Source organism: Promicromonospora iranensis, from assembly GCF_028994775.1.
GTDB classification, from domain to species: domain Bacteria; phylum Actinomycetota; class Actinomycetes; order Actinomycetales; family Cellulomonadaceae; genus Promicromonospora; species Promicromonospora iranensis_A.
This window is the reverse complement of the sequence record NZ_JAJQMN010000011.1, coordinates 19,728-35,563: the sequence shown is the minus strand read 5'-3', so window position 1 is coordinate 35,563 and position 15,836 is coordinate 19,728. Positions and strand designations below refer to the sequence as shown.

At 72.9% G+C, this 15,836-nt stretch carries 14 protein-coding genes; 5 read left to right on the top strand and 9 right to left on the bottom strand.

The features are described 5' to 3' along the window. Positions 1–18: 18 nt before the first annotated feature. On the bottom strand, positions 19–342 hold the full coding sequence (locus LUU90_RS20000; RefSeq protein WP_275005627.1) for a thiamine-binding protein: 324 nt from the start codon (positions 340–342) through the stop codon (positions 19–21). Between the two features lie 34 nt (positions 343–376). On the opposite strand from LUU90_RS20000, the gene cofD reads away from it, so the two are divergent. From cofD to LUU90_RS19985, 3 genes are all read left to right on the top strand, one after another. Continuing rightward, a complete protein-coding gene (cofD, locus tag LUU90_RS19995; protein ID WP_275005626.1) occupies positions 377–1,297 on the top strand; it encodes a 2-phospho-L-lactate transferase in 921 nt (306 codons plus the stop codon). Beyond that, positions 1,294–1,962, top strand: a complete 669-nt coding sequence (gene cofC, locus LUU90_RS19990; protein ID WP_275005625.1) for a 2-phospho-L-lactate guanylyltransferase — start codon at positions 1,294–1,296, stop codon at positions 1,960–1,962. Before cofD ends, cofC begins: the two co-directional genes overlap by 4 nt. 61 nt (positions 1,963–2,023) lie before the next feature. After that, complete coding sequence (locus tag LUU90_RS19985; RefSeq protein WP_275005624.1) at positions 2,024–3,166, top strand: FAD-dependent monooxygenase; 1,143 nt, start codon at positions 2,024–2,026, stop codon at positions 3,164–3,166. Between the two features lie 38 nt (positions 3,167–3,204). Here the strand turns inward: LUU90_RS19985 and LUU90_RS19980 are convergent, their stop codons facing one another. Further along, positions 3,205–4,767 carry a PLP-dependent aminotransferase family protein gene (locus tag LUU90_RS19980; RefSeq protein WP_275005623.1) on the bottom strand — a complete coding sequence of 521 codons (1,563 nt, stop codon included), beginning with the start codon at positions 4,765–4,767 and terminating at the stop codon, positions 3,205–3,207. A gap of 93 nt (positions 4,768–4,860) precedes the next feature. On the opposite strand from LUU90_RS19980, the gene LUU90_RS19975 reads away from it, so the two are divergent. After that, positions 4,861–5,844 carry an aldo/keto reductase gene (locus tag LUU90_RS19975; protein ID WP_275005622.1) on the top strand — a complete coding sequence of 328 codons (984 nt, stop codon included), beginning with the start codon at positions 4,861–4,863 and terminating at the stop codon, positions 5,842–5,844. Between the two features lie 72 nt (positions 5,845–5,916). Here LUU90_RS19975 and LUU90_RS19970 read toward each other — a convergent pair whose 3' ends face one another. Next, positions 5,917–6,522, bottom strand: coding sequence for a nitroreductase family protein (locus LUU90_RS19970; RefSeq protein ID WP_275005620.1), 606 nt, complete (start codon positions 6,520–6,522; stop codon positions 5,917–5,919). A gap of 73 nt (positions 6,523–6,595) precedes the next feature. On the opposite strand from LUU90_RS19970, the gene LUU90_RS19965 reads away from it, so the two are divergent. Next, positions 6,596–6,925, top strand: a complete 330-nt coding sequence (locus tag LUU90_RS19965) for a cupin domain-containing protein (RefSeq protein WP_275005618.1) — start codon at positions 6,596–6,598, stop codon at positions 6,923–6,925. 14 nt (positions 6,926–6,939) lie between these two features. Here LUU90_RS19965 and LUU90_RS19960 read toward each other — a convergent pair whose 3' ends face one another. From LUU90_RS19960 to LUU90_RS19935, 6 genes are all read right to left on the bottom strand, one after another. Continuing rightward, entirely contained in the window at positions 6,940–8,241 is a 1,302-nt protein-coding gene (locus tag LUU90_RS19960) for a serine hydrolase domain-containing protein (protein WP_275005617.1), read from the bottom strand. 112 nt (positions 8,242–8,353) lie between these two features. Further along, positions 8,354–11,269 (bottom strand): FAD-binding and (Fe-S)-binding domain-containing protein, encoded by a 2,916-nt coding sequence (locus tag LUU90_RS19955; protein ID WP_275005815.1) that lies wholly within the window; start codon positions 11,267–11,269, stop codon positions 8,354–8,356. A gap of 380 nt (positions 11,270–11,649) precedes the next feature. Next, positions 11,650–12,093, bottom strand: coding sequence for an OsmC family peroxiredoxin (locus tag LUU90_RS19950; protein WP_275005615.1), 444 nt, complete (start codon positions 12,091–12,093; stop codon positions 11,650–11,652). A gap of 82 nt (positions 12,094–12,175) precedes the next feature. Next, complete coding sequence (locus tag LUU90_RS19945) at positions 12,176–13,063, bottom strand: hypothetical protein (RefSeq protein WP_275005613.1); 888 nt, start codon at positions 13,061–13,063, stop codon at positions 12,176–12,178. Between the two features lie 55 nt (positions 13,064–13,118). Next, complete coding sequence (locus LUU90_RS19940; RefSeq protein WP_275005611.1) at positions 13,119–13,661, bottom strand: RNA polymerase sigma factor; 543 nt, start codon at positions 13,659–13,661, stop codon at positions 13,119–13,121. A gap of 133 nt (positions 13,662–13,794) precedes the next feature. Then, positions 13,795–15,414 carry a glycosyl hydrolase family 18 protein gene (locus tag LUU90_RS19935; protein ID WP_275005609.1) on the bottom strand — a complete coding sequence of 540 codons (1,620 nt, stop codon included), beginning with the start codon at positions 15,412–15,414 and terminating at the stop codon, positions 13,795–13,797. Positions 15,415–15,836: the final 422 nt, after the last annotated feature.

Sequence of the window (15,836 nt, the reverse complement as noted above, 5' to 3'; positions counted from 1 at the left end):
TTGTCACGAGCACGGCGATCAGGAGTGACCGGTCTCCGACTCCTCGGCGGCGAGCCGTTCCTCGACCCGGGTGATCTTGCTGGTGATCTGACCGTCAGGCGCACCCGGGCGGATATCGGCCTTGATCACCAGCGACACCCGGTGCCCGCCGCGCGACACGGCATCGGTGGCGCGCTGGATCACGGGCATCACCTGGTCCCAGGTCCCTTCGATCTCGGTGAACATCGAGGTCGTCCGGTTCGGGAGTCCTGACTCCCGGACGATGCGGACAGCCTCGGCAACGTGGTCGGCGACGGACTCGCCTGCGGTCATGGGGGCGACGGAGAACGCGAAGACAGCCATGTACCCAGTCTGCCCCCACACGTAGGCTCGACGCGTGAACGTCACCCTTCTCGCGGGCGGGGTCGGCGGTGCGCGGCTCGCGCACGGCCTGGATCTCGCCCTCGGCGCACCCTCCCTCACCGTCGTCGTGAACGTCGGCGACGACACCCAGCTCCACGGTCTCGCCATCTCCCCCGACATCGACACGGTCGTCTACACCCTCGCGGGCCTGAACGACGAGGAACGGGGCTGGGGCCTGCGCGGCGAGTCCTACGCGACCCTGTCCGCCCTGCGGGACCTCGGCGAGGACACCTGGTTCACGCTCGGCGACCGCGACCTCGCCACCCACATCGTCCGCACCCAGCGGCTGCACCGCGGCGAGCCCCTGTCGGCCGTGACGGCGCACCTCGCCCGCGCGATGGGCGTCGGGCCACGGGTCCTGCCCGCCACCGACGACCACCTCGCCACCCTCGTCGACACCCCGTCGGGCCGGCTCGGGTTCCAGGAGTACTTCGTGGGACGGCAGCACGCGGACGCCGTCCTCGGCCTGCACTTCGAGGGGGCCGACGCCGCCCGCCCCGCGCCCGGTGTGCTCGACGCGCTGGCCGCCGAGCTGGTGGTGCTCGCGCCGTCGAACCCGTTCCTGTCGATCGAGCCGCTGCTCGCGGTGCGCGGCGTCCGCGAGGCGCTCGCCACGGCGCCCGGCCGCCGCGTTGCGGTGAGCCCCATCGTGGGCGGACAGGCGATCAAGGGCCCGGCCGCCCAGATCCTGGAGACGCTGGGGCACGAGGTGTCGGCGCTCGGGGTGGCCCGGATCTACGCGGATCTCGTGGACGTCATGGTGATCGACGAGCAGGACGCGCATCTCGCCGGCCCCGTGGCCGACCTGGGCCTGACCGTGCACGTCACCGACACCGTCATGGGCGGCCCGCCCGGCCGCGAGCGCCTGGCCCGCGAGCTGCTGGCGCTGGCGTGACCGGCGTCCGGCCGCTGGGCCGGGGCACGACGACGGCGGTGGTACCGCTCCGGGACGGCGTGTCGGGCAAGTCCCGGTTGGCCGCGGTGCTCGACGGCGCCTCGCGACGCCGGCTCGTCCGGGTGCTGGCGCGGCACGTGGTGGCGACGCTGCTCGCCGCCGACGGGGTCGGGCGGGTGGTGGTGGTGACGGCGGACCCGGTCTTCACGCGCGAGGCGCTGGCAGGGCTGGAGGTCGAGGTCCTGGAGCAGCCCGCTGTCCGGCCAGGGCTGAACGGTGCGCTGGAGCACGCGCGTGAGGTGCTCACGGCGCGCGGCCCCGGGCCGCTCCTGGTGGCGCACGCCGACCTGCCGGCGCTCTTGCCGGAGGATGTCGTGGCGCTGCTCGCGACGGAGGCGCCGGTGGTGGTCGCGACCGACCGTTACCGGTCGGGCACCAACCTGCTGCTGCTTCGTGCCGGGGACGCGGCACACGGCACCTTCCGGTTCCGGTTCGGGATCGGCTCGCTGGCGGCGCACCTCGCGGAGGCGGAGTCACTCGGCCTGGAGTCGGCGGTCGTGCATCGCCCCGGGACGGCCGTCGACCTGGACACGGCCGACGACTGGTCACAGCTCCCGGATGAAGTTCGGGCCGCCGTCGGCCACCAGGTGCCCGGTCTGCTGTAATTTGCGCGGTATCGGCAAGTTCGAGTTCGCTCGTGAAACCGCCCCGGACCAGGGAGTCACCGTGAGTGCTGTGCAGAACGTGGGAGTCGTGGGCGCCGGAGCCGCAGGGCTGGCGACCGCCATCCTGTTGGCGGAGGCCGGCGCGGACGTCGTCGTCTACGAGGCGAAGCCGACCCTGGGCGCCCTCGGGTCCGGCATCACGCTGCAGGGCAACGCGCTGCGGGCGCTCGACCGGCTCGGGATCTGGGAGCAGGTGCGGGCGAGGTCGTTCTCGTTCGAGGTGCTCGGCATCCGCGCCCCCGGACCGGAGGCGCCCCTGGTCGCCGAGATGCCGGACAACAAGATGGGTGGCGCCGACTACCCGGCGACCGCCGGAATGTTCCGCCCCGACCTGGCCGAGATCATGCTCGCGCGGGCGCAGGCGCTCGGTGCGAGCGTCCGCTTCGGCGCCCGGGTCACCGCGGTCACCCATGCCGACGACGGCGTCACGCTCACCATCGCGACCGACGCCGGGGGCGAGCAGGTGACGCACGAGCTCGTCGTCGGGGCGGACGGGCTCAACTCCGCCGTCCGCGAGCAGATCGGGATCACCACCAGGCCCGAGCCGAACGGGATGGGCATCTTCCGCGCCTTCGTCGAGCGCCCGCCGGAGGCCGACCACACGGAGCTCGTGTTCGGCGGCCCGTCCTACATCGCGGGGTTCTGCCCCACCGGCGAGGACACGATGTACGCGTACCTGGTCGAGGACAAGCAGGACCGCCAGGGCATGACGCCCGCCGAGGGCTCGAAGATCATGGCGGAGCTGGCGCGCCCCTACGGCGCCCACTGGAACGCCATCCGCGCCCAGCTCGAGCAGGGCGTCGAGCACGTCCACTACACGTGGTTCACCAGCCACGTCGTCGCCGCGCCGTGGAACCGCGGCCGGGTGGTCGTCATCGGCGACGCCGCACACTCGTGCCCGCCCACCGTCGCCCAGGGCGCCGCACAGGCGCTGGAGGACGCCCTGGTACTGGGGGACGTCGTGACCAGGTACGAGGCGCTGTCCGACGAGCTGTGGGCCGAGTTCCACGAGCGCCGGGTGCCCCGGGCGACCACGGTGGTCGAGGCGTCGAACCAGATCGCGGCCTGGCTGCTGGCCCGCGAGCGCGGCGACGTGCAGGGCGTGCACCGGACCGTCTCGGACCTGGTCTCGCAGGAGCCGTGACCTGGCGGAGGCGGTGACCTGGCGGAGGCGGTGACCGGTCAGCCCACGGCCGCCTCGACGGCCGCGCGCAGGCTCCGGACCGCCTCCGCGAGACGCGCGTCGGCCAGGTTGCCGTAACCGACCACGAGCACTGTCGACCTGGCCGACGGCGCGGCCTGGTACCGGCGGAGGTCGACCAGCGCGACGTCCCGGGCGGCCCCCTCCCGGACGACGGCGGCGGCGTCGGGCCAGATGGGGCCGGACTGGTCGAGGCCGGGCAGGGCGAGGCCGGGCAGGGCGAGGCCGGCAAGGTCCACCGTCACGTGCATCCCGGCCGCGATCCCGCCGACCCGCGCACCGGGCAGCTCGCTGTCGAGTGCGGCCAGCAGCGCGGCCCGGCGTCGGGCATAGCGGTCGCGGGCCGCCCGCAGGTGCCGCGCGAAGGCGCCGTCCGCGACGAACCGGGCAAGGGTGAGCTGGTCCAGCGTGGCCGGACCGGGCGTGGGGCCGCGCCGCACCGAGACCTCCAGCACCGCGGCGCGCCACCGCTCCGGCACCACCATCCAGCCGATCCCGAACGCCGGCGCGAGGGTCTTGCTCGTCGCGCCGAGCAGCAGCACCCGGTCCGGGTCCAGGCCCTGCAGGGCGGGCACCGGCCGGCGGTCGTAGCGGAACTCGGCGTCGTAGTCGTCCTCGATCACCAGTCCGTCCACCTCGCGCGCCCAGTCGAGCACCGCCGCACGCCGGGGATCCGACAGCGCTGCGCCCAGCGGGAACTGGTGCGCGGGGGTGAGCAGCACCGCCCGGGCACCCGTGCGGGCGGCCTCGCTGCGCAGCCGGTCCGTGGAGATCCCGTCGTCGTCCACGGGGACGGGGACCGGGAGGAGGCCGGCGGCCGCGGCGACGTCGCGCAGCGGGGCCCAGCTCGGGTCCTCGACGAGCAGGTGGGTGTGCCCTGCCGCGGCCAGCGCGGCGGCGATCCGCGACATGCCGTCCGAGGCGCCCCGGGTGAGCACCACCGCACGGTCCGGCCCGGACGTCATGCGCGCACGCCGCAGATGGGTCGCCACCGCTTCGCGCGCCGCGGGATGCCCGGCGGCCGGCTGCCCGCCCAGGTCGTCGTTGGTCGCCGCGGCCAGCGCGTCACGTGCGGCTCGCAACCAGGCCTCCCGAGGGACGTGCCGCAGGTCGGGCACTCCGGGCGCGAGGTCGTGCGTCGCGCGGTGCGGCGCACGTTCCAGGGCCCCGCCCGCCGGCTGAGCCACCTCCGACGGTCGGGCTGCGTCCGTCCGTCGGGCTGCGTCCGTCCGTCGGGCTCGTCGAGTCCCGGCGTCGGCCCCGCCGCCGTCCGCCACGAGCGGGGCGACCCGGGTCGCCGAACCCGTCCGCGCGTCGAGGATCCCCTTGCTCACCAGGTGGCCGTACGTCTCGGTGACCACCCAGCGCGAGATCCCGAGGGTGTCGGCGAGCGCCCGGCTGGGCGGCAGCGCGGTGCCCGGCGGGAGGCGGCCCGAGGCGACGCCCTCGAGGATCGCCTGCTCCAGCCGGTGCCGCAGCGCTCCGGGCCCGGGTGCGAGCGCGATCAGCACCTCGTCGGCGGAATTGGTCCGGTCCGTCGCCATGACATTGGACCGTAGCACCAGACCGATTGCTGCCTAGCGTGGTCAGCACCGGGCGGGAGCGCCCGGGGACGACGCAGGCCGAAGGAGCAGAGCATGCAGTACCGCACGCTGGACAACGGGCACACCTCGTTCGAGGTGTCGACGCTGTGCCTGGGCACGATGTTCATGGGCACCCGGACCGACGAGGAGACGTCGTTCGCGATCCTTGACCGGTTCGTCGAGGCCGGGGGCACGTTCCTCGACACGGCGAACAACTACAACGCGTGGGTCGGCGGGCACGGCCGCGACTCCGAGGACGTGCTCGGCCGCTGGCTCGCCGCGCGGGGCAACCGCGACAGCCTGCGGATCGCGACCAAGCTGGGCGCGGCGAAGAAGGACCCCGACCTGCCGCTGTCGACCACGCCGCCCACCAACTACCAGGGCCTGGCCGCCTCGACGATCGACCGTGAGGCGCGCGAGAGCCTGCGTCACCTGGGCACGGACCACGTCGACGTGCTCTACGGGCACGTCGACGACCTCGAGACGCCGCTCGACGAGACGGTGGGCGCGTTCGGCAAGCTGGTGGACGAGGGACTCGTCGGCATCCCGGGCATCTCGAACGTCGCGCTGTGGCGGGTCGTCGAGGCGCGGGAGACCGCCGCGCGGCTGGGCGTCGCGCCCTACGGGGCCGTCCAGCAGTGCTACAGCTACGTGTACCCGCGGCCGCAGCCGATCCGGACCAACTGGGCGACGTCCGAGCTGCTCGACTACGCCCGCTCCACCGGCACGCCCGACCGCCCCGGTCTCGCCGTCATGGCGTACTCGCCGCTGCACCAGGGCGTGTTCACGCGGGACGACAAGTCGCTCTTCAACGGCGCCGACCACGCGGGCTCCCGGGAGCGGATCAGGACGCTGCGCGCCGTCGCCGCCGAGACCGGCGCGACGCCGAACCAGGTGGCGCTCGCCTGGCTGCTGGGCGGCGAGGTGCCGGTGGTCCCGGTGTTCGGCGCGAGCAGCGTGGCGCAGCTCGACGAGGCGCTCGGCGCGATGGACCTGGTCCTGGACGACGACGTGCGGGCACGCCTCGACGCCGCCTGACCTTCGTGTGGTGGGCGTGATCGTTACGGCACGGCCCGTCTCAGGCTCGATCACGCCCACCACAAGGCAGGGTCACCAGCCGCCCCGGTGGATCACCTCCGACTCGGGCTTGCGCTTGCGGCGGGTGGGCGAGCCCTTCGCCCCGCCGTCGGCCGGGTGCCCGACCGCGACGACGCCGGTGATCTCGAACTCGCCAGGGATGCCGAACTCGTCCCGGACCGCCCCGACGTGCTCCGGCGGGACGCCGAAGAAGCACGCGCCCAGCCCTTCGTCGACGGCGGTCTGCAGCATGAGCAGCGACGCCATGCCGACGTCGACGTGCCAGAACGGGACCGGCCAGCGGGACTCGTCGAGGTCCTCCCAGCCCTTGTCCCGCTCCGCGTACCGCCGCAGGTAGGCCGCCTTGGACGCGAGCGCCAGGACGATCACGGGGGCGGTCCGCATCCCCGCGAGCCAGGCCGACATGTCACGCTCCGAGGTGTCCGGCGTCGACGTCGCCCAGAACCGGTCCCGGTCCGCCGCGGTCTCCAGCACCACGAACGCCCAGCCCTGGCTGAACCCCGCGCTCGGGGCGCGGACGGCGTTGCGGGTGATCCGGTCGACGGCCTCGGCCGGCACCGGCTCGTCGGTGAACTTGCGGTGCATCCGGCGCTTGCGGACGACGTCCTGGAATTCCATGGGGCTCATTCTCGACCTTCGGCGGAACACGAACCCCGTTGCCCGACGGCGGCGCGCCCGCCAGCCTGGATACATGACTCTCCAGGCGATCGAGCAGGCGACGCTGCCGCACAACAACTTCGAGGGGTACCTCCACGGATCAGAGGTGTCCGTGATCTTCGAGCGGGTCACGCAGGACGGCTTCGGGCCGCGCCTGCACCGGCACCCCTACTCCGAGACGTTCGTGATCCGGTCCGGCCGGGTTCTGTTCACCGTGGCCGGCGAGGAGATCCAGGCTGTCGGCGGCCAGGTCCTCGTGGTCGAGGCGATGGTGCCGCACAAGTTCAAGACCCTGGGTGCGGACCTCTACGAGGCCGTCCACATCCACGCGAACGACCGGTTCGAGACGGAGTGGCTGGAGTGAGTGCGGCAGCCAGGTCAGCAGGTGGCCCGCATCATGCCCACCAGCAGCTCGTTGAGGTCGTACAGCGGCTCTTCCGTGAGCACCGGGTAGGCGACGTCCCGCCCGGTGACTCCGAGGGACACCTGGCGCTCACCGTCGGGCGAGGTCAGGTTGACCGACAGGGTGCCGAACGAGGCGCCGTCGTGCCCGTAGAGCCAGCCACCGGGCACGCACGGGTCCGGGAGCCGGTAGACGCCGAGCCCGTAGTCCGGGAACACCTCGTGGCCGGCCGTGCGCGGCTCGAGCATGTCGGCGGTGGTCTCCGCGTCGACCAGCCGGCCGGTGACCAGGGCCTCGGTGAAGTCGGCGAGGTCCTCGGTGGTGCTGGTGACGGCGCCCGCCGCGTCGAACAGGCTCGGGTCGAAGTGGTCGAGGTCGTACCAGCCCTGGCCCACGGGGCCGGGGTACGTCGACTCCTGCAGGAACGGTCCGCGCACGCCCGGGTCGTCGGGGTACGCGCTCTGCCACATCCGGGCCGGCGCGAACACGCGGTACCGCAGCAGGTTCTCGACGCTGCGTCCGGTGACCTCCTCCAGCATCATGCCGAGCACCACGTAGCCCGCGTTCGAGTAGGAGAAGTCCTCCCCCGGCTCGTTCATCCACGACGCGGACTGCAGCGCCTGGATGTGGTCCGCCGGCGTGACCTCCTGGCCCATCACCGCGAAGTACTCGTCCCACGAGTTCAGGTCGGTCATCCGCGAGGCGAGGATCCAGTCCGTCGCCGTCGGAGCGCCCGAACGGTGGCTCAGCAGCTGCTCGATCGTCACCCCGGCCGGCATGACGCCGGGCAGCACGTCCTCGACGGGCGTGTCGAGGGTCCAGGTGCCCTTCTCGACCTCCTGCATGACCAGCGCGGCGATCATCGGCTTGGTGTTGCTCGCCACGCGGAACCGGTCGCGCGGCTTGGCGGGCGCGTGACCGTCGCGCTCGCGGGTCCCGGCGGCACCGCTCCAGGTCTTCGACCCCTTCTCGACGCGAGCCGTCACCGCGACCGCGCCGTCCGCCACGAGGGCGTCCACGGCGGCGTCGAGCTGCGTGCCGGTCGGCACCTTCGGGCCCTGCGCCAGGGTCCGGTTCGCGGCGACGTCGGCCCGGGCCTCGCGGGCGGCGTCGGCCACCATGGCGGACACCGTGTCGGGGACGTCGGGGACCGTGACGGTGGGGGACGGCCGGTCGGCGGTGCTCACGGCGTGCGCGGAACCTGCGACGGCCAGCGGTGCCGCGAGCGCGAGCGTCGCGCTCAGGGCCAGCGCCGCCCGGCGAGTGGTGCGATCCATAGGAGTCTCCTTCGTCTGGGCTGTGCTCCCATCCTGGCGACGGACTCCTCCGGGCGGATCACCCCGGGGGCGGAGATCGCTCCGACCTGCGGCGGAGTCCCGCCCGGGGCCACTACAGCCGGTCCGCGATCACCTCGAGCAGGGACTTGCCCTCGACGCCCGCCAGGTCCAGCGCCTGGGTGCGGCAGGAGAAGCCGTCGGCCAGGTAGGTGGTCCCGGGAGCGGCGTCGCGCAGCGCGGGCAGGAGCGCGTTCTCCGCGACCGCCACCGACGTCTCGTAGTGCCCCTTCTGCATACCGAAGTTACCGGCCAGGCCGCAGCAGCCCGCGAGGACCTCGATCTTGGCCCCGCCCTTCTCGAGCAGGTTCTGGTCGGCCTCGTACCCCATCACCGAGTGCTGGTGGCAGTGCGGCTGCACGACGGCGGTGACGTCGGCGAGCGACGGCATCTCCCACTCGTCAGGGGTGTCCGACGAGGTGAGCAGCTCAGCGGCGGTCCGCGTCATGCGGGCGACGGCGTGCGCGCGCGGGTCGTCCGGGAACAGGTCGAGCAGGTCGGAGCGCAGCACCGCGGTGCAGGACGGCTCCAGCCCCATGATCGGGATCCCGTTCACCGCGTACGGGCCGAGCACCTCGAGCAGCTTCAGCAGGCGGCGCCGGGCGCCGTCGAGCTGGCCCGTCGAGATCCAGGTGAGGCCGCAGCAGGCCTGCTCCGACGGCACGATGACGTCGTACCCGGCGGTGGTCAGCACCTTCAGGGCGGCCTGGGGCACGGACGGCGACAGCGTGTCGCTGAACGAGTCGGTCCAGAGCACGACCTTGGGCTTGGTCGCGAGCCGCGCCGCGGTCTCGGCCTCGCGCCCGGGCACGCCCAGCCCTTCCTCGGCCGTGACGCGCAGACCCGGGACGCCGTGGGTCGCGCCGCCGCGCGCCCACCACTGCCGGAACGGGACCTCGGCGAACTTCGGCATCGACCGGCGGGTGTCCATGCCGCCCGCCCACAGGACCGCCTTGCCGATCCACTTCACGCCGAGCAGGCCGTTGACCAGCTCGGGGACGGCGCCCGCGAGGCGGGCCCAGCGCGGCAGCCAGCCGAGGGCGTAGTGGTCGACGGGGCGCAGCTTGCCGCGGTAGGTCCGGTACAGGACCTCCGACTTGTACTGCGCCATGTCGACGCCCGCCGGGCAGTCGCTGGAGCACGCCTTGCACGACAGGCACAGGTCGAGCGACTCCCGCACCTCCGGCGCCTCGAGGCCGCCGACGAGGGTCCCGTTGACCGCCTCCTGCAGCACGCGGGCCCGCCCGCGCGTGACGTCCTTCTCGTCCTTCGTCGCCTGGTAGCTCGGGCACATGAAGCCGCCCGACGCCGAGGTGTCCGCCCGGCACTTGCCCACGCCCACGCAGCGGTGCACCGCCGTCGACAGGTCGTTGTGGTCGTGCGCGAACGAGAAGCCCTCGTACCCGGACTTGCGCCGGACACCATGGCCCGACCCCTTGCCGACCAGCGGCAGCTTGGTGCGCACCGGCGCCGCCTGGGGGCGGCGCAGGTCGGCGTCCACGGCCCGCGGCCGCACGACGACGCCCGGGTTGAGCAGGTCGTTCGGGTCGAAGAGCGCCTTGAACTGCTCCATCAGCGCTATCGCCTCGGGCGAGTAGATGAGCGGCAGCAGCTCGGACCGGGCCCGGCCGTCCCCGTGCTCGCCGGACAGCGACCCGCCGTAGCTGGCGACGAGCTCGGCCGCCTCGATCATGAAGGTGCGCAGCACCGAGCCCGACGTCTCCAGCGGGATGTCGATCCGGAGGTGCACGCAGCCGTCGCCGAAGTGCCCGTAGGGCAGGCCGTCCACGCCATAGCGGTCCATGAGCGCCTGCAGGTCCCGCAGGTAGGGGCCCAGCTTCTCGGGCGGCACCGCGGAGTCCTCCCAGCCGGGCCACGCCTGCTCACCGGCGGGCGTGCGGCCCGCGAGCCCGGCGCCGTCGGCCCGGATCTGCCACATCTTCGTGGCGTCCGGACCTGCGGGCAGCACGAGGAAGTCCAGCGCCGTCGACGACGCGACGATGGCGTCCGCACGACCCAGCGCCTCGGCCTGCGACGAGCCACCGACCTCGATCATCAGCCAGCCGGAGACGCCGCTGACCGTGGCGCCGGGCAGCGGCGGAACCGAGCTGTCCCCCTTGGCGCGCCGCACGACGTCGACCAGCCGGGCGTCGAGCCCCTCGATCGCGAGCGGCTTGTGGTCGAGGAGGCGCGGGACGTCGTCGGCGGCGGTGGCCATGTCGGGGTAGCCGAGCACGACGAGCGTGGGTGCGCCCGGCGTCTCCACCAGGTTGAGCTCCGCCTCCAGGACCGTGACGAGCGTGCCCTCCGTGCCCACGAGGGCGCGGGCCAGGTTCGAGCCGTTCTCGGGCAGCAGGTGCTCCAGCGAGTAGCCCGACACCTGCCGGCCGAACCGGCCGAACTCGGTGCGGATCAGCGCGAGGTTGTCCCGGACGAGCTCCTTGAGACCGGGGACGACGGCGAACTCGGGGTCACCGGAACCGGCGGTGAACCGGCGCCCGGTGCCGTCGATCACGTCGAGCGAGACCACGTTGTCGGCGGTACGCCCGTACGCGACCGCGTGCGGGCCGCACGCGTTGTTGCCGATCATGCCGCCGAGCGTCGCGCGGTTCTGGGTGCTCGGGTCCGGCCCGAAGCGCAGGCCGTGCCCCTTGGCCTCGGCCTGGAGGGTCGACATGATCGTGCCCGGCTGCACCCGTGCCGTGCGGCGCTCCGGGTCGATGCTCAGCACCCGGTCGAGGTTCCGCCCGAGGTCGAGCACGACGCCGGGACCCACCGAGTTGCCCGCGACCGACGTGCCGGCGCCGCGCGCCGTGATCGGGACCTTGAGCTCACGCAGCACCTGGAGCGCCGCGACGACGTCGTCCGTGCTCTCCGGGAAGAGCACACCCTCGGGCACCACGCGGTAGTTGGACGCGTCGGTGGAGTACTCGGCGCGACGACGGGTGCTGGTGTCGACGGCGCCGTCCATGGCGATCCGCAGCGCGTCGGCGACGGCCTCGCGCGCGGCCTCCGCAGCGTGGTCCGCCTCGCGGCGCGCGGCCTTGCGCCGCTCCTCGCTCTCGGCGCGGCGGCGCTCCGCCTCCTCGGCGGCACGGGCCTCGGCCTTCTCGCGCGCGGCGCGGGCTGCCTCGGCGTCGTCAGCGGTGTGGGCCTTCGAGCCGTGCGCAACGCGGTCGTCGTCGTTCATACCGTTCCGGGACGGGGCGTCGGGGGTCTGCGATGGCACCTCGCGATTCTCGCACCACAAAGCGGCGAGCCGCACACCTGTCCGACCAGCCGTTGAGTGCTGGGTATTTGTGGGCTTCTGACTGCGAGATCAACAAATACCCAGCACTCAACGGGGAGGGGTCAGCCTTCGAAGGTGACGTCCACCGTGATCGCGTCGACGCCGGTCAGCGCCTTCGAGATCGGGCAGCCGGTCTTGGCGGCCTCGGCGGCGGCCTTGAAGCCTGCCTCGTCGATGCCCGTCGCGAACCCGCGCACCGTCAGGGCGCTCTTGGTGATGCGGACGCCGCCGGCCGGGTCCGGCCCGAGCGTCACGTCGGCCGTGACCTCGATCTGCTCCGGCGTCGCACCGGCGGAGCCGAGCTCGTTCGTGAACGCCATCGTGAAGCACGACGAGTGCGATGCCGCGAGGAGCTCCTCGGGGCTGGTGACGCCGCCGGCCTGGTCGGCGGTACGCGCCGGCCAGGAGACGTCGTACGTCCCCACGCCCGACGACGACAGCTCGACCTGCCCCGACCCCTCCGTGAAGGTGCCGTTCCAAGCGGTGCGGGCGGTACGTGTTGCCATGGTTGCACTCCTTGTGAAGTTCAGGATGTGAAGTTCGGGATCCCTGCGTGCTCGACCCTACGACGCCCGCAGGGCAGTCGCGTCACGGCCCGAATTCGAGCAGCTCGTCGTCCACGGCCATGACGGTCCAGGTGCGGCCCGCGTCGTCCGTGAGGTCGTAGGCGGGGACGAGCAGCATCGTGCCGTCCGGCAGCGTGTAGTGCGCCTCCGTGAGATCCGCCGAGCGGATGGTGACGTCCTCGACGGGCAAGGCGACCGGTCCGCCCGGCACCGGCGGCGTCGACTGCCCGGTCTCCTCCTGCGGCGGGGCCTGCGGGGGCCGACCCAGCACCGCGCCGAGGAACCGCGGGTCGCCGAGCCGCTCGACGGCCTCCGCCTCGCTGACCACCGGGTAGGAGCCGAGGCTCTCGCCGTGCGTCCCGGCGACGCGCACCTCCGCCGTCCGGGGCACCTCCGAGAGCCCGGCACCGGCGTGGAACACGAACCCGGTCGCCGCCGGCAGGTCGCCGTCGGCGGCGAGCGGCCCCAGTCCGTCGGTCGTGGCTTCGCTCTCGCCGCCACCATCGTCCCGCTCCGACATGACCGACGGCGCCTGGTCGGCGCTCTCGGCCATGTCGGACGCGGGCGAGGCGCCAGACCCGAACCCCGACTCCCCGGCCACGTAGCCGCCTCCGCCCGCCGCGACGATGCCGGCCACGGCGGCCGCGACCAGCCAGGGCGTCCGACGCCGGTGCCGCCGCAGCGCGAGCTCGTCCGCCTGCTCGTGCCCGGCGGGCTCGTGCCCGGCGGGCTCACGCCGCGCGGTGCCGTGCTCCGCTCCACCGGCCGGCCGCTGCTCGGCCTGCTCGGCGATCAGCGCGTCCACCTTCGCGCGGAGCACGCCCTGCGCCGGGTCGGGCGCACGCCGCGCGGGGTCCGCCGCCACCAGGCGCGCGAACGCCGGGTCCTCCAGCCGCTCGTGCTCGTTCATCGCCGTCCCTCCGTGCCGTGCTCGGCTGCGCACCGCGCACACCCTCTACATGTGCTCATGCGTCCACCGCTTGCTCGTGTGCGTCCCAGGCGTCGCGGAGCCGCGCCCTCGCGCGGGACAGCGCCGCGTCGGCCCCGCCCCGGGAGACGCCGAGCACCTGGGCGAGGTCGTCGCCGGAGAGCCCGTCCCAGGCGACGAGCAACAGGATGCGCCGGTCGCGCGGGGACAGCTGGGACAGCACCTGGCGGACGGCGTCGTCCACGGCGGCGAAGGTCGCTGGGTCCACGTCGTCCGGCTCGTCGGGGACGATCGCGACGGGCAGCGCCCGCATCTTGCGCCGGTGGTTCGCCAGCACGTAGCCGGCCGTCCGGTACATCCACGGCAGCTCGGCGCCGTCGGGCACGTCGTCGCGCCGTCGCCACGCGGTGGCGAGCACCTCTGCGGCGAGGTCCTCGGCGTCGGAGGCGCGGCCGCCGTCGGGCAGCCGACGGACGAAGTACGAGTAGAGCGCACGTGAGTGCGCGTCGAAGAGCGCGCTGAACCAGGCGTCGTCGTGCGGGAGCCTGCCGTGCGGCGGCTCACCAGAACTGTCGTCCACGCCCCCACTCTGTCGCGAGCTGGTGCTTCCTTGCACGCAAAGATGCGCGTGATCGACAAAACGTCAGGTGATCGGTAGTTCGGATTACCGATCACCTGACGTTCTGCCGATCACGCGCTCGGCCTGTCAGGCCTTAGCAGGCGCCCAGGTCCTGCCAGACGCCCCATTCCGACGGCTTGGGGGTCTCGCCCTGCGTCCACCACTTGGCACGCCACTCGTGCCCGGCGTGCGACACGGTGTTCCCACCCACGTAGACCGCCGACGCGCTCCAGGCCGCCGAGGCGCAGGCGTCACCCGGCGGGTCGGTCGGCGGGTCGGTCGGCGGGTCCGTGGGCGGGTCGGTCGGCGGGTCAGTCGGGCCCCCGCCGCCCTCGACCGGCCCGGGCGTCCCGGATCCGAGCACGCCCTGCAGCGCACCGGTCAGCGTGCCGGAGCGGTCGCCCGACAGGTCCCACCACATGGCCCCGCCCAGGCCCTCGGCCCGGATGTAGTCGGCCTTCGCCCGGACGGACTGCTCGTTGTCGTACGACCACCAGGTGTTGCCGTCGTGCCGCCAGGCAGCGCCCAGCTCGGCGTCGTAGTAGCCGGTACCCACGTTCTTGATGACGTCGTAGTCGTTGATGCCCGCCTCCCACTGGCCGGAGGCCGGGCCGGTCGCGGTACCCCACGCGTCGGACGACGGTGCACCGGTCCAGCCGCGCCCGTACATCGCGAGGCCGAGGCCGAGCTGCGCGGGGTCGATCCCGGCGTCCGTGTACGACTTGACGGCGAGGTCGACGCTGAACTGCCGCGCCGGCTCGCGCGGGTCCGCGGGGTCGTGGTGCAGGTTGCCCTGGTGCCCGGTGAGGTTCGCGTCCCAGGCGCCGTGCAGGTCGTAGCCCTGGACGTTACCGAAGTCGAGGTACTCGAAGATCTCCGGGTCGTTCCAGCCGCCCGCCTCGATGTCCGCCGGGTTGGCGGGCAGGAACGCGGAGAGCTCGTAGTCCTTGCCGGTCGTCGCGCCGAGCGCGTCGAGCTGCTCGCGGAACTCGGCGAGGAGGAGCTTGAAGTTGCGCTTGTCGTTCACTGGGTCGACGTGGTTGCCCTCGGCGCCGTTCGGCGAGCCCGGCCACTCCCAGTCGATGTCGAAGCCGTCGAAGACGCCGGCTGCGGCACCGGGTCCGCCGCGGCCGTCGATGACCGGCAGGTTGCCCTTGATGAACATGTTGATGCAGCTCGACACGAGCTTCTCGCGCGAGGCGTCGGTCTTGGCCGCCAGCGAGAAGTTCTTGGACCAGGTCCACCCGCCCATCGACATCATGACCTTGAGGTCCGGGTGCTTCGCCTTGAGCTGCTTGAGCTGGTTGAACGAGCCGGCCAGCGGCTGGTCCCAGGAGTCGGCGGTGCCCGACACGGAGTTGGCCGCCGTGTAGCCCATGCCGTAGTCGGCCCAGGCGTCGCCCGCCCCGTCGGAGCCGTTCGGCCCGGGGCTCTGGGCCTTGTTGGCCTCGAAGCACTCGAGGTTCTGGTGGTGGATGTTGGCGAAGGCGTAGTTGATGTGGGTCAGCTCGTCGGCCACGCCGGACGTGTCGATCTGCTTGACCTGGTACCCGCGCCCGTACACCCCCCACTGAGCGAAGTAGCCGACGCTGCGGAAGCCGTTGATGGCGGAGCCCCCGGCAGCGGCGGCGCTGGCCTCGGTCTCTGCCGCGTGCGCGTCGCGCAGGCCGACGCCGGCCACGGCGGCGGAGGCTGCCACGGCGAGCGCGGCCACCCCCGCGAGGATTCGTCGACCTGTCCTGCTGATGCCTGACGGCGGTTCGTACGTCGAGTCCATCGTCTTCCCTCTCTCATCCGGTCGTCCTTGATCCGGTGGGTCCCGCGGTTAACACTCCCCTAAAAGTAAGGAAACCTGCGTTAATCGGGAATAAGGGATCTCCACACGGTGGGACTACGTAGTGGTACCGACGAAACGCACGAAGTTGTTTCGGGGTGAATCCTTCGACTCCGAAACAACTTCGTGCGGTACCAGGTATCTCACCGTCGGAGCGCAGCAGGATCCCAGGTCCGACGGCGCGACGCAGCAAAAGTCGTGCCCTCAGGTTGATGCGGGTGAAACGCGAGGAGGCCATACTTGCGAGCACCGTGAACGAATCCGGGAGGCTCGACGATGACCGCGCTGCCGCTGCAAGTCGT